The organism is Paraburkholderia terrae, assembly GCF_002902925.1.
In the GTDB taxonomy this organism is placed as follows: Bacteria; Pseudomonadota; Gammaproteobacteria; order Burkholderiales; family Burkholderiaceae; genus Paraburkholderia; species Paraburkholderia terrae.
Genome location: NZ_CP026112.1, coordinates 2,804,677 through 2,818,750 on the forward strand (window position 1 = coordinate 2,804,677; position 14,074 = coordinate 2,818,750).

Genomic DNA, 14,074 nt, shown 5'->3' on the forward strand with positions numbered 1-14,074 from the left:
GCCGCTCAGTTCTTTCCGTTGCCCTGGATTACGCGCCTGCGTCCCGCCTTGACCTTCGCGGTCTGCGCGTCGTCCCAGTCGTAAAAGCCCGCGCCGCTGCGCACGCCGACGCGTCCCGCCTGGACTTGCTCGCGCAGCAGATCGAGCACGTCTTCGTCCTTGGCGAGCGCGGGCATCAGGTGCGTGCTGATATCGACGAACGTATCGAGGCCACCCATGTCCGCGCCTTCGAACGGCCCGACGATGCCCCAGCGCTTGCCGAGCGACGCCTTCATCACGCGGTCGACGACATCGGGCGTCGCCGCGCCCGAGCGCACGATGTTCAGCGCCTCGCGCAGCACCGCGAATTGCAACCGGTTGCCGACGAAGCCCGGAATCGCTTTCGACAACACGACGGGCTCCATGCCGATTGCGTGCATCAGCGCGACGGTCGAGTCGATTGCGTGCTGCGCCGTGTCGCTGCCCGGCACGACTTCGACGAGGGGGATCATGTGCGGCGGATTCCAGAAGTGCGCGATCAGGAAGCGTTCCGGCGCGCGCAGCGGCGCGGTCAACTGATCGGGCGGGAAGCCGCTCGTGTTGCTGGCGAGGATCGCGTCGTCGCGCAGCACTTCATTCAACTGTGCGTATAGGCGGTGCTTCAGTTCGAGTACTTCGGGGATCGCCTCGATCACGATATGCGCGTCGGCCATGGCGTCGAGCGTGGCGCTCGTTTCGATGCGCGACAGCGCGTCTTCTTTTGCCTGCCCGTCGATGCGGCCCGCGTCGATCAGTTCGTCGAGCACGGCTCGCGCGTTCGGCGCGACGCTTTCGAGCCGCGTTGGATCGATGTCGTGGACGATCGTCCTGTGTCCGTGCAGCGCGCTTTGCGTCGCAATGCCGACGCCCATCAATCCCGTTCCCACTACGCCTACGACTGGCTTGCTCAAACCCATTCCCCGTTTCTGTGTGTGTTGTTGATCGAAGTTCAAAAGCATAGCGCAGCGCATATTTTTTCGACGGCGGATACGACAAGGCCGGCGCGCTCTTGCGAGCGGCCGGCCCTGGTTTCGTCCTTCACTCCGCATCTGGCGGCGCGAAGCGTGCCGTCAGACGGTCTTAGTAACGTCCCTGCGGCGGACGATGGTCGCGGTCATGGTACGGGTCGCGATCGTGCGGGTGATGACGCATCCACTCGTCGTGCGCCCAGTAGCGGTGACCGTCGTAGTAACGGTCGCCGTGCCAGCCGATGTTGACCTGTACGCCCACCGGCATCATGTGCGGCTGCTCATAAACGGGCTGCGTGTGCATAGGCGCATATTGCGCGAAGGCGCTGCCTGCGCCGAGCAGTGCGCCGCCAGCGATCAGCGCGGCGACGATCGAACGCGAAGTCTTCTTGATGGCATTCATGGCTATTCTCCCTTTCGAGTTTCGTTGCGAGCGATGGCTGGATCGACCGGGACGGTCATGAGATTCGCCGTTCGCTTGAGACCCACTTTAGCGGCGCAGACCTTTCACAGACGTGAGGACTTGTAAGCGCACATTTCATACGATGTGGGCGACGACTGCGGGTTCGCACGGGGATTTGCCGTGTTTTCACAAGGCTGTGCGCGGTTTGGCTATGCGTGATGGGTCTGCGTCCGACAAGCCGCTGTTACATTCATTTCGGCGTGGAAATAATGCGCGATCGATTACGACGGTGCGCGCAACGACGGGGGCGGTTTCTTCGAGGCGCTTAGTGGCTTTCTGACGCGCAAAAACAAAAGCCCGGCAGGGCCGGGCTTTTCAGTTTCGCCGCTTCTGGATGGCGGCGAGATGCGCAGTGCAACGTCTTTTTATGGGCTTCCTACCGATTAGTCGGTGAGACGGACGCCGAACAAGGTTGCTTGCGACTTGCGAACACGCTCCGCTTCGCGGTGACGTGCTTCGTACGAATAATCCGAATCCAGAGGCAAGTGAGGCGACGCGAAGAGGTCGCTAACCTTTTGGAACAGCGCGAAAAGATAGTTCATGGCGACTCCCGGTTGGGTTGGTGGTTCAGGGTTTTCCCTTATGAAGAAGTATAGGGTTTTCCCTAGCCGAAAGCTAGTGCAATGCAGCAATTTTTCGGTGCGGTCATTCGCCGCATGGACTTTCAGGAGATATTGCGTCGCAGCACGCCCGCAGCATGCGGCTTCCAGACCCGCCCCTGTTTTTACAAAGCTGATGCGTGGATACAACGTGCCGCCGCGTGTGTCGGTGGCGCGCTTTGTCGCAGACGGTTAGTTGCGTGTAGTTCCGCTGCTATGCGAGCGGCGGCGCTCGCACTGCAGCGGTTTAAGGCAGGAATTGGAGAGAGTCCGCCGCGCAGATGGGCGCAACGGGCGGCGGACGAGGCTTAGTGAGTGTGCGCTAACTTGCGCTTCTGGGCGTGCTGCGCGTGAGCCACGTGCGTTTCGGCGGGCCTGGTTGCCGCCGGTGCGACGGGTGCCGGCGTTGCGGGCGCCGCCGGAACCTGGAGGCTGACAGGAAGGCTGGTGGTCGACGAATCGGTGTCGAGCAACGTCGCGAGCGTCGCCTGCTGGTTCAGCATCATCTGTTCGATGCGCTGTTCGTGCGCGGTCGACTGGTGCGAGAGGCGAAACAGCAACAGCGTCTGCGCGATACCAATCGCGATCGTCATCAGCAAGGCGCAGACGACGATCGTCAGCATCCATTTCATGCGCCGCGTGTGGTCGTCGGCGGCGCGGCGCTGGTCGGCGATGACGCCGTAGAGCGCATCGACGGTATCGGCGAACGCGGTCGCGCGTGCGTGATCCAGTTCGGGTGTGGCGCGCGGCGCGTGCGTCTGCGGCGGCGGAATGTATGGCGCGGGACGTGTGGGCTGCGCGTTCGAGGCCGCCGCGCTGGCGCCATGCGCGGACGGTTCGGACGCGGCCGCCGGTGCTGTTTTGCTGTCTGGGTTCGCGGAACGCTGCGCCAAACCGCTGGCCGCAGGCGAACTCTCGCTTTGGGTATCGGCGGCAGCGTCGGCATTCGCGGCATTGGTCGGCGGCGAAATCTGCCGCAACACCGCGACGCTGCGCACGACGCTCGCCGCCGCCAGCGACGCAGGCTGCGTCGGCGCGTCCGGAGCGGCGTTCTGAGCCGGATTCGTGGCCGCCGGCGCAACTTCGCCATCGCCGGAAGCAGCCAGCGCTCGTCCCTCAGCGAAATTTTCGGCGACAGCCGGCTCCAACGCGCCCGCTTCCGTATCGATCACCATCTGCCCGTCGTGCGGAACGGCACCAGCCGCCAGATCCTTCGACGCCGCAGCGCCCCGCGCTCCGCGCACTGCAGCCTTCTCTTCCGCCGAACCCGCCGCAAAGCCCACACCATCCGGCGCGCCGACGGCCGCCAGCACCACATCGGGCAATTCGAAGCCTTGCAGGGTGCCTTGCCGCACGTCGATGCTCATCGCCTGCTGCTCGGCGCGCGCGGTGTCGTCGGGGAAGAGGTCGAGCGTGCTGCCGTCGCGTGCGGCATCGCTCAGTTGCGCGAGACGCTGCGCCGAGCGTGCGGCGCGCGCAAGCTTGTTTTCGGTTTCGGGAGAGACAGTGGACGTGCGCCGATTCTGCGAACGGGCGCGCGCCGGGCGGGAAATCGTGGATTCTGCGGAATCTGCCATGTAGGAAAAGCGGGAGCGCAGTGTTCGTCGCCATTCAAGGCGCCCGTCACCACTGCCGTCGGTATTTTTCTAGAGCCCGCATTGTCTCATGCAAAGAGGGTCACAGAAGTGGATCGCAGCCTTTTTGGGACGGCATTTCATGCAACGGCGTCAAACTTGCCACGACCCGCGCCGCCCGTCGCCAGACGATCATGTGCAGATCCCATTCATGCCGGCTCGCCATTGTCCCGAAATTCCTTCACGCCCTGGAGCGCGCGCAATTGACCGCAGATCGCCGCATATTCCGTCGACGAGACGCGGTGCAGTGTGATCATCACTTCGTCCATTTGCGCATCGTCGTCGCTCTGCTGCATGACGAACTGTTTGACGCGCGGGCTCGCCGGACCGAGCGCCTCGTGCAGCGTATGAAACGTCATCGAGCCGCGCTCGACCAGCAGCGACAGCTGGCGGCGCTGCTTGACCGTGATGAAGCGCTTCTCGATCGGCTTGATGCCGGCCAGGATGATCAGAATGATGATCGTCGCGGCGATCGACGCCGTGTACAATCCGCCGCCGACGGCCAGCCCGATCGCGGCGACGGACCAGAGGCTCGCCGCCGTCGTCAGGCCGCGGATGATCTCGCCGCGCAGCAAGATCGACCCAGCGCCCAGAAAGCCGATGCCGGATACGACCTGCGCGGCGATCCGCGACGGGTCGAGCACGACGTGCTGGTTGCCGAGCACATCCGCGAAGCCGAACGCCGACACGATCATGATGAGCGTCGAGCCGACGCACACGAGCATATGTGTGCGCAGCCCCGCCGCCCAGGAAAGCCGCTCGCGCTCGAAGCCGATCACGCTGCCGAGTGCTGCCGCGAGCACGAGCCGGGAAATGAGTTCGAAATTGCCGATCATGTTGTTCTCCTTGTGATGTCGCCGGTTGCCGTTGTCTTTGCCCTCGCCCTTGCCGCTGTCTTACGGCGCCTGCGCCCGGACGCCCGGCGCGTGCCGTTTGCCTTATGCTTCAAGATCGGCGCATACGCCTCTCGTTCCTTTTTCGACTTCCCGCACCATGAATGCAACTGCATCGACGCCTGAGCTCGCAGCCGCGCTGCGCGAGCATTTCGCGCGCATCATCCTGCCGATCTGGCGAGGCCCGGGTTTCAACGACGCGCTCGGGCTGCCGTACGAAGCCGTCGCCGCCGACGGCCGCACACCGCTGACCGTCACCCGCTACCGGGCGATGGCGTGTGCGCGCCAGCTGTTCGTTTTCGCGCTCGCAGGCGAGATGCAGCATGCGCAGCGTCTGTTCGAATCGCTGATCCATATCTTTCAGGACAGCACCCATGGTGGATGGTTCTACAGCGTGGACGCACAAGGCGTGCCGCTCGACACCACCAAAGACCTGTACACCCACGCGTTCGTTGTGTTCGCATGCGCCGAATACGGCGCGCGTTCGGGCAACCGCGATGCACTGGACATCGTGCATCGCGCGTCGTCGCTGATCGAGGACCGCTTCGCTGCCCGTGACGGCCTGCTGCACGCTGCGCTCGATGCCGGCTTCGCGGGCACGGACGGCATGCCGTTGCAAAACCCGCTGATGCATCTGACGGAGGCATGGCTCGCAGCGCGCGCCGCCACTCAGGACGCCGCGTTCGATACGGCGCTCGCAAGGCTCGGTGACGCCATTGCGCGTACTTTCGTGCATCAGCCGACGGGGTGTATTGCCGAATTGCCCTTGGGTAGTGTGGATAACCGGCTAGAGCCGGGGCATCAGTTCGAATGGTTCTGGCTCGTGCAGCAGGCGGGTGATGTGCTCGCCGGGTCGGGCCTGCGTGAGGCGCTGGCGAGCGCGTTTATGTTCGCGCACGAAAAGGGCGTCGATGCGGCGACGGGCGGCGTGCATGCGGCGCTCGATGAAGCGGGTGGGGTCCAGGATTCAACGCAGCGGATCTGGGCGCAGACGGAGTATCTGCGTGCGCTTGCTGTGCATGATGATGCTGAGGTGCGGGCAGTGTTGCCGCAGCAGATTGGGCGGTTTCAGCCGCGGTTTTTGAATGCGCGTGGATGGGTTGAATGCAGGACGCAACAGGGTGAGGTCTCGCGGGCGGAGATGCCGTCGACGACGCCGTATCATCTTGCTACTGCTTATGGGGCGTTGCCTGGGGTTTGATGTGTATTAGCCTGGACCGGACCTGACAGGTAGTCGGGGAAGCGAATGAAGGAAGGCGATTCAGTGAGGAATCAGTTTCTCCCTGGCAAGTTCGAGTGAGTCGAGGAAGGTACGCATAGGTGTCTTGCCGTAACACCATCGCCCTTGATGTTCGCGCTCATTGTTGTACTGGTCAAGCCATGCGTCGAGATCGGTCTGCAGGGCTGCGATCGAATCGTAGATTTTCCTGCGGAACGCGATGCGATAGAACTCGTTGAGCATGGTCTTGTGAAGTCGTTCGACGATGCCGTTGGTCTGTGGAGAACGAGCTTTGGTGCGGGTGTGATCAATGTTCTCCACGGCCAGATAGAGCTCATATTCGTGATGCTCGGGGTTTCCGCAGTACTCGGTACCCCGGTCAGTCAGAACGCGAGCAAGCGGAATACCGTAGCTGTCGAAGAACGGTACGACGCGATCATTGAGCAGGTCGGCCGCCGGCAGCGGGGTCTTGCGGTCGTAGAGCTTGGCAAACGCCACCTTCGAGTAAGTGTCGACGAAGGTTTGCTGATAGACGCGGCCGACGCCCTTGAGGGTGCCGACATAAAAGGTATCCTGGGCGCCGCAGTAGCCGGGACATTCAGATTCGAATTCGCCATGCGTTTCCTTTTCCAGCTTGGCCCGCTCCAGCGCGGTGAGCTGCGATTCGGTCAGCACCAGCCCTTCCTGGGCGGACTTCGCCTCCAGCGCCTTCAGGCGCTTGTTCATGGTCTCAAGATCATGGCGCAGCCAGATGCTACGCACTCCCTGTGGCGAGACGCTGAGGGCGTGGCGTTTGAGCACCTCGTTGGCAATACGGATCTGGCCGTAAGCGGGCAGTTCCAGGGCCAGTTCGATCACCGCGGCCTCGACCTGGGGATCCACGCGGTTCTTTAGCAGCGGGCGGTGGTGGGAGATTTCCTGCAGGGCCGCTTCACCACCCTTGTCGTACAGTTCCTTGAAGCGGTAGAAGCTGTCGCGGGAATAGCCCATTACCCGGCAGGCCTGACTGACATTGCCCAGTTGCCGCGCCAGTTCGAGCATACCGACCTTGGCGCGGATGACTTTCTGTTCCTGAGTCATGGTGGACTCCTTGCGGTTCACCGTTGCGCGTCGCCGCTTCGGACTACGTCCTCCGCGCCCACGCGCAACGGCACGAGAAACCGACTACTGTCAGATTTAGTCTAGGCTATTACATTTGATGTTTTGGTGGTTGCGCGTTCGCGGCGCGGGCGTTGTTGTTGTTGGGTGTTTTTGACTTTGTGCTGGTATCGGCGTATTGCCTTCGCGGCGCGTTCAGTTTGGTTGCTCTTGTGTTTTTGCTGGCATCCGCGTTATGCCTTCGTGCTTCACGCGTCGCCCCTGTGCGGGGCGGCACCTACTTTTCTTTGCCGCCGCAAAGAAAAGTAGGCAAAAGAAAGCGGCTCACACCGCCAATTCTTGTTTTTGCCTGAGGGCCCCCAAAGGGTCTTACGCTTCACACGGCAATCACGTGACCCATGTTCGTTGCCAACGCTCTTGCGGTGCGCCTCACCCGCTTCACGCACCCGCGCTGCACCATGCCGTGCCAGATATTCCACTGCCGCCCAGGTGGCAAACTGTGTGTAGGCCGTAGCGCCACACACGCATCACTCCGGACCGATAGCGTACGCGTTCCACCACGTAAGAGCGCTAACGTGTACGTCGCGACAACCTACACACAGTTTGCCACCTGGGCGGCACATACCATTCGCTGCCGCTTGCCCTTGTGCGGGTGTTTGAAGTGGGTGAGGCGCTCATTCGAAGCGTTGGCAACGAACGCGAACAGAAATGCTGCCGTGTGAAGCGTAAGACCCTGTAGGGGCCCTCAGGCAAGAAGAAATGTTGGCGGTGTGAGCCGCTTTCTTTTGCCTACTTTTCTTTGCGGCGGCAAAGAAAAGTAGGTGCCGCCCCGCACAGGGGCGACGCGTGAAGCACGAAGGCATAACGCGGATGCCAGCGCAAAGGCAAAAACGCAAATGCCAGCGCAAAGGCAAAAAAGCCAAACCGACCGCGCCGCGAAAAACGCTAACGCGTGGACCACCGCTAAGGCAAAAAACCAAACCGAACGCGTGCGTTCACCCAACAACATGCCCACCGAGCACCGGCGCCAATCCCCCCCGCGTGCGATGCGAGATCAAAACCGAATCAGAAATCTCAAACGCAGCCACAGCTTCCTTCATCTGCCGCGTCTGCTGATGCAACGAAGAAGCCGCAGCCGCAGCCTCCTCCACGAGCGCCGCGTTCTGCTGCGTCATCTCATCCATCTGCACGACAGCCTGGTTAACCTGCTCGATACCCGTACTCTGCTCCAGCGATGAAGCGCTAATCTCAGCCATCATCTGCGTGACACGCGAAATCGACTCCGACACGTTGCGCATCGCCTCGCCCGCGCGCTCGACCAGCACCGACCCGCCCTGAATCTCCGCGACCGACTCGCTGATCAGTTCCTTGATCTCCTTGGCCGACTGCGCGCTGCGCTGCGCGAGACCGCGCACTTCGCCCGCGACAACTGCAAAGCCGCGTCCCTGCTCGCCCGCGCGCGCCGCCTCGACGGCCGCATTCAACGCGAGAATGTTGGTCTGGAACGCGATCCCGTCGATCACCGTGATGATCTCCGCAATACGGTCCGAGCTTTGCGCGATGCCGTGCATCTTCGCGACGACCTGATTGACGACTTCACTGCCATGCGAGGTCGCATCAAGCGCAGTCTCCGCGAGCGCATTCGCTTCGCGAGCGTGGTCGGCGTTCTGTCGCACGGTCGCCGTCAGCTCTTCCATGCTCGACGCCGTCTCTTCGAGCGACGCAGCCTGATTCTCCGTGCGCGCCGACAGATCGGCGTTGCCCGTGGCAATTTCGTCGGCACCGATATAGATCGAATCGGCGGCTTCGCGCACGGTCTTCACGGTGCGCGCGACGCTCGCCTGCATCACCGACAGGCCCGAGAACAACCGCCCGATTTCATTCGTGCCGCGCGCTTCGATCGGCTGGTTCAGGCGGCCTTGCGCGATGCGCTCGAAGTGCCGGCCCGCCTCTTCCAGCGGACCCACGACGCCGCGCCGCAGCGCCACGTAAACGCCACCCGTCCCCGCCAGCAGCAACGCGAGAATCACGAGGCCCACCGAGCGGAACAGCGTCTGACGTCCGTCGATCGAATCCATCGACGCGCGGCCCGTCGCGTCGCCGAATTGCGTGAAGTTGTGCAGCTCGGTCAGATACGCGTCCTGCATGCCTTGGGTCGGCTGATCGAGGAACGCCTGAATATTGCCCGCGTCGAGGTATTGCGCGAGTTCGCCGAGCGCGGTGTGAATCTTCTGGTACTTCTCGTTGAGCGCGGCGGCGCGCGCGTTGTTTTCGTCGTTGAGTTTGGGGGCGTTCATGAAGACCGTGAACGATCGGTCCGCGGCGGCGAGCTGCTCGCGCGCGTGCTGGACGATATCGGTCGGTTCCGCGCCGCCGCGCACCATCCGCGTGCCGGCGCGCGACAGGTTGATGCGTGCGTCCATCAGATGCTGCGTCGTCTCATTGACGGCATCCACCTGATGCAGCGCGACGTTCGCGAGATCGTTGACGTCGTCGTGCGTGCGGGTCATCGACCAGAAACCGAGCCCCTCCGTCACCAGCTGGAAAATACAGAAAGCGGCCAGAACGCATAACAAGCCTGAAGCGACTTTGATCTTGCTGAACATCGAAACACCTGAATTGCTGAGAAGGACGGGAGTGCATCCGGGTTTACGGCAATGTCAGGCGATGCCTTGAGTGTTCGTCGGCAAAATTCCTGGTGTGTGCGTATTTCGGAAGCTTACGCGGCGCGATTACGTCGATTCGCACAATAATTGCCGTGCAATTCTTCGAATTTTCTTGACGCGCTGCATTTGGGCTTCCTAGAGTTGGGACATCGCCACGCGGGTTATGCCCGAAGGAACGACGATGACAGACCTACTCGACCGGGCGCGTGGCGCACTGCACGCCCAGCCATTCAGCGTGCTGCTCGGCACAGAACTGATGTATGTCGGCGCGAATGAGTTGACCCTGTGCCTGCCGATCCGCGACGAATTGCGGCAACAGCATGGTTTCGTGCATGGCGGTGTGATCAGTTATCTCGCCGATAACGCGCTCACTTTTGCCGGCGCGCTGGCGCTTGGGCCTCGCGTTGTGACGGGTGAGTACAAGATCAACTATCTGCGGCCCGCGATGACGGGTGTGTTGATGGCGCGGGCCGAGGTGGTGTATGTGGGGCGGCAGCAGGCTACCTGTCAGTGCAGTGTGTTTGTTACCGATGGGGATAAGGATAGGCTTGTCGCTGTCGCTCAAGGGACTATTAATCGTATGGGGGATGGGACGGAGGCTGGGGCTCCGTATGACGAGCGACGTTTGCACGAGTGATTTTTTTGTCTGCGACGCTGTTCGGTGTTTTTGCTTTTGCGCGGGCATCCGCGTTTTGTTAGCGTGCTTCAAGCGTCGCCCCTGTGCGGGGCGGCACCTACTTTTCTTTGCCGCCGCAAAGAAAAGTAGGCAAAAGAAAGCGGCTCACACCGCCGCTCTTGTGTTTGCCTGAGGGCCCCCAACCGGTCTTACGCCTCACACGGCAACGTCCTTGTTCGCGCGCGTTGCCAACGCTTCGAATGAACGCCTCACCCGCTTCGAATACCCGCGCACAAGCTAGCGGCAGCGAATGGTATGTGCCGCCCAGGTGGCAAACTGTGTGTAGGTTGTCGCGACGTATAGCCTGGCGCTCTTACAGGGTGGAACGCGTGCGCTATCGGTCCGGAGTGAGGCATGTGGAGCACCTGGGGCCTACACACAGTTTGCCACCTGGGCGGCCGTGGAATATCTGGCACGGCATGTGGCGACGCGGGCGCGTGAAGCGGGTGAGGCGCACCGCAAGAGCGCTGGCAACAAACATGAGTCACGTGATTGCCGTGTGAGGCGTAAGACCCTTCGGGGGCCCTCAGGCAGGAAGAAATGTTGGCGGTGTTAGCCGCTTTCTTTTGCCTACTTTTCTTTGCGGCGGCAAAGAAAAGTAGGTGCCGCCCCGCACAGGGGCGACGCGTGAAGCACGCTAACAAAACGCGGGAGTGTCTGAATTTTTGTGTGCAAGGCAGATAAAAGCCTGCCATCTGGCAGGCTCGTCAATTGCATTCTACAAATGATTCCTTGTGAAGCGATCCTCGTAGAGGATCGCGAACTGGTTCATCGCGGCTTTCCAGTCATGCGCGGCACGGCTCCAGTCAGCCGTGATATTGCGCAAGGCCAGCCATAGCAGTTTGGTCGCGGCCTCGTCCGTCGGGAAGTGCCCACGCGTCTTGACGATCTTGCGTAGCCGGGCATTGACACTTTCGATGGCATTGGTCGTGTAGATCACCTTGCGAACCGCTGGCGGAAACGCGAAGAAGGGGATCACGCGATCCCAGGCCCGACGCCAGGCGGCCACCACCGTCGGGAATTTCTGGCCCCACTCACCCTGTTCGAACGCATCCAGTTCGGTCTGCGCAGCTTCAGCGCCCGTTGCCGAATAGATCGGCTTGAGGGCAGCAGCCAGCCCCCGCCGGTCTTTCCAGCTCGCGTAGTCCAGCGAGTGGCGGATCAGGTGCACGATGCACGTCTGGAGCGTGGTGGCCGGAAACACCGCGCCCAGTGCTTCAGGCATGCCCTTCAGTCCATCGGTGACTGCGATCAGGATGTCCTGCACGCCACGCACCTTCAGGTCGCTGAATACCTTCATCCAGAACTTCGCGCCTTCCGTGTTCTCGATCCACAGCCCCAGGATGTCCCGTGTGCCGTCCGGCAGGATGCCCAGCGCCAGATAGATCGCCTTGTTGCGCACCATCCCTTCCTCGCGGATCTTGACGCGTAGCGCGTCAAAGAACACTACCGGGTACATCGGCTCGAGCGGACGCGCCTGCCAGATACTCACCTCGTCCATCACGGCATCGGTCACCGAACTGATGAATTCCGGCGATACATCGGTACCGTACTGCTCGGCCAGAAACCCCTGGATCTCGCGCACTGTCATGCCACGGGCGTACATCGCGATGATCTTGTCGTCAAAGCCGGTAAAACGCCGTTCGTGCTTCGGAATCAGGATCGGCGCAAAGCTGCCGTCGCGGTCACGGGGAATCTCCAGGCGTAGCGGACCGTCGTCGGTCAGCACTGTCTTGCCGCTCTTGCCGTTGCGCTGGTTGGTCGCATCTTCTGGCCGCACGGCACCCGCCGGATAGCCCAGATGGTGTCCAAGTTCGGCGCCCAGCGCCCGCTCGATCAGCGCCTTCTTGAACGCCGCCGAAGCGGCATGCACCGCTTCGGCCGTCATCGGCCCCTTCACGAACTGGTCGATTAGTTCCTTCGGAATGGACGGCAACGCTGTCTGCGCTTCGGTGGTCGTCTTGGGTTTGCGTGGCATACATGCTCCTTGAGCTACATGTTATGCCTTGAACACAAAATCTATGACAGCCCCCGCTAACAAATCGCGGATGCCAGCGAAAACACTAGCAAACCAAACCGCCCTCAGCAGAAAAACCGAAACCGCGAATGCCGGAGCGAAACGGCAAAAAACCTCAGCGCCGCAGGCAATTACTCCGCCGCATAAGTCTCCTGTTGCTGCTCCCCGAGCCCTTCAATCCCGAGCTTCACAGTCTGCCCCGGCTTCAAATAAACAGCCTCGGGCTTCACGCCCATCCCAACCCCCGGCGGCGTGCCCGTAGAAATCACATCCCCCGGCTGCAAGCTCATACACTGCGACAGATAAGAAACAAGCTTCGCGACACCAAACACCATGGTCTTCGTGCTGCCATTCTGATACCGATGCCCATCCACCTCGAGCCACAGCTTCAAATTCTGCGGATCCGCAACCTCATCACGCGTAACAACCCACGGCCCGATCGGCCCAAACGTATCGAACCCCTTGCCCTTATCCCATTGTCCAGCGCGCTCGATCTGCCACTCACGCTCTGACACGTCATTGATCACGCAATAACCCGCTACATAGTCGAGCGCATTCGCCTCATCGACATACTTCGCTTCCTTGCCGATCACGACGCCCAGTTCCACTTCCCAATCGGTCTTCTTCGAGCCACGCGGAATTTCAATCCCGTCGTTCGGCCCAACGATCGCGCTAGTCCACTTGTTGAAAACAACAGGCTCGCTCGGCACGGGCAGATTCGACTCGGCGGCATGGTCCGCATAGTTCAGCCCGATACACACGAACTTGCCGATCTTGCCGACACACGGCCCAATGCGCGGATTACCTTCGACAACCGGCAGTGTCGCCGGATCGATCGCGCGCAATTCGCCAAGCGCCGCATCCGTCAACGTGCTGCCGTCGATATCGCCGACCACTTTCGACAGATCGCGAATCTTGCCTTGCGCATCCAGCAAGCCCGGCTTTTCCTGGCCCTTCGGTCCATAACGAAGCAGTTTCATCGCTGCAGTTTCCTCTGTTCAGTGATTCCGTGGTTCATAAACGTGGTCAGCGCATCATGCACGCGCCGCGTGGCTCAGTTCGACCAGCCGCCGTCGATCACATGCGCCTGGCCCGTCGTGAACCCCGACTCGTCCGACGCCAGATACAAGGCCAGCGCCGCAATCTCCTCCGGCTTGCCGACACGGCCCATCGGCTGGCGCGCGACGAACGCAGCATGCACCGCTTCGACCGTCGCGCCCTGCGCCTTCGCCTGCTCGGCGATCCGCTGCTCGAGCGAAGGCGAGTGTACCGTGCCCGGACAGATCGCGTTACAGCGTACGCCCCGCGTGACAAAATCCGCGGCGATGGCCTTGGTCAGACCGATGACAGCGGCTTTCGATGCGCCATACACGAAGCGATTCGGCACGCCCTTAATGCTCGACGCCGCCGACGACATGTTGATGATCGACCCGCCGCCCTTCTCCAGCATCGCGGGCAAAAACGCGCGGATCATCCGGTACATCGCCTTCGCGTTCAGATCGAATGCGAAGTCCCAGTCTTCCTCGCTCGCTTCGAGAATCGAGCCCGCATGCACGTAGCCCGCGCAATTGAACAGCACGTCGATGGGACCGAGTTCCTGCGCAAGCGCCTTGATCGCCGCGCCGTCGAGCACATCGAGCTGGCGCGCTTCGACGGGCTTGTCCTTGAGCGCGTCGATGCGGATGTCGGTGGCGATGACGCGCGCGCCTTCACGCGCGAAAAGCTCGGCCGTCGCAAGGCCGATGCCCTGTCCCGCTGCCGTGATCAAGGCCGTCTTGCCGGCCAGTCTTTGTACCATTTAAGGCTCCCGTTGGATTGGCGTT

At 61.8% G+C, this 14,074-nt stretch carries 12 protein-coding genes; 2 read left to right on the forward strand and 10 right to left on the reverse strand.

Going from position 1 to position 14,074, the window contains the following annotated elements:
- Positions 1 to 5 precede the first annotated feature (5 nt).
- The 5 genes from C2L65_RS28870 to C2L65_RS28885 form a co-directional block, all read right to left on the reverse strand.
- Positions 6 to 935: a 3-hydroxyacyl-CoA dehydrogenase family protein gene (locus tag C2L65_RS28870; RefSeq protein ID WP_174485125.1), complete on the reverse strand. Its 930-nt coding sequence runs from the start codon at positions 933 to 935 to the stop codon at positions 6 to 8.
- A gap of 163 nt (positions 936 to 1,098) precedes the next feature.
- Positions 1,099 to 1,389 carry a hypothetical protein gene (locus C2L65_RS28875; protein ID WP_042317074.1) on the reverse strand — a complete coding sequence of 97 codons (291 nt, stop codon included), beginning with the start codon at positions 1,387 to 1,389 and terminating at the stop codon, positions 1,099 to 1,101.
- 443 nt (positions 1,390 to 1,832) lie between these two features.
- Positions 1,833 to 2,198, reverse strand: a complete 366-nt coding sequence (locus tag C2L65_RS45690) for a hypothetical protein (RefSeq protein ID WP_156132425.1) — start codon at positions 2,196 to 2,198, stop codon at positions 1,833 to 1,835.
- 158 nt (positions 2,199 to 2,356) lie between these two features.
- Positions 2,357 to 3,625 carry a hypothetical protein gene (locus C2L65_RS28880; RefSeq protein WP_042317077.1) on the reverse strand — a complete coding sequence of 423 codons (1,269 nt, stop codon included), beginning with the start codon at positions 3,623 to 3,625 and terminating at the stop codon, positions 2,357 to 2,359.
- A gap of 206 nt (positions 3,626 to 3,831) precedes the next feature.
- Positions 3,832 to 4,518, reverse strand: coding sequence for an MgtC/SapB family protein (locus C2L65_RS28885; RefSeq protein ID WP_042317079.1), 687 nt, complete (start codon positions 4,516 to 4,518; stop codon positions 3,832 to 3,834).
- A gap of 157 nt (positions 4,519 to 4,675) precedes the next feature.
- Between C2L65_RS28885 and C2L65_RS28890 the strand changes: the two genes are divergently transcribed.
- Positions 4,676 to 5,776: an AGE family epimerase/isomerase gene (locus tag C2L65_RS28890; protein WP_042317080.1), complete on the forward strand. Its 1,101-nt coding sequence runs from the start codon at positions 4,676 to 4,678 to the stop codon at positions 5,774 to 5,776.
- A gap of 60 nt (positions 5,777 to 5,836) precedes the next feature.
- Here the strand turns inward: C2L65_RS28890 and C2L65_RS28895 are convergent, their stop codons facing one another.
- A complete protein-coding gene (locus C2L65_RS28895) occupies positions 5,837 to 6,874 on the reverse strand; it encodes an IS481 family transposase (RefSeq protein ID WP_042317403.1) in 1,038 nt (345 codons plus the stop codon).
- Positions 6,875 to 7,887: 1,013 nt separating this feature from the next.
- Positions 7,888 to 9,498 (reverse strand): methyl-accepting chemotaxis protein, encoded by a 1,611-nt coding sequence (locus C2L65_RS28900; protein WP_042317339.1) that lies wholly within the window; start codon positions 9,496 to 9,498, stop codon positions 7,888 to 7,890.
- A gap of 241 nt (positions 9,499 to 9,739) precedes the next feature.
- On the opposite strand from C2L65_RS28900, the gene C2L65_RS28905 reads away from it, so the two are divergent.
- Positions 9,740 to 10,195, forward strand: coding sequence for a PaaI family thioesterase (locus C2L65_RS28905; protein ID WP_042317340.1), 456 nt, complete (start codon positions 9,740 to 9,742; stop codon positions 10,193 to 10,195).
- A gap of 757 nt (positions 10,196 to 10,952) precedes the next feature.
- On the opposite strand, the gene C2L65_RS28910 is transcribed toward C2L65_RS28905, so the two are convergent.
- The 3 genes from C2L65_RS28910 to C2L65_RS28920 all read right to left on the reverse strand — a co-directional run bounded on the left by C2L65_RS28910 (position 10,953) and on the right by C2L65_RS28920 (position 14,049).
- Positions 10,953 to 12,212: an IS256 family transposase gene (locus C2L65_RS28910; protein WP_103254517.1), complete on the reverse strand. Its 1,260-nt coding sequence runs from the start codon at positions 12,210 to 12,212 to the stop codon at positions 10,953 to 10,955.
- A 170-nt stretch (positions 12,213 to 12,382) separates the two neighbouring features.
- Complete coding sequence (locus C2L65_RS28915; RefSeq protein WP_042316943.1) at positions 12,383 to 13,231, reverse strand: ureidoglycolate lyase; 849 nt, start codon at positions 13,229 to 13,231, stop codon at positions 12,383 to 12,385.
- A gap of 74 nt (positions 13,232 to 13,305) precedes the next feature.
- Positions 13,306 to 14,049 (reverse strand): SDR family oxidoreductase, encoded by a 744-nt coding sequence (locus C2L65_RS28920; protein ID WP_007746083.1) that lies wholly within the window; start codon positions 14,047 to 14,049, stop codon positions 13,306 to 13,308.
- Positions 14,050 to 14,074 lie beyond the last annotated feature (25 nt).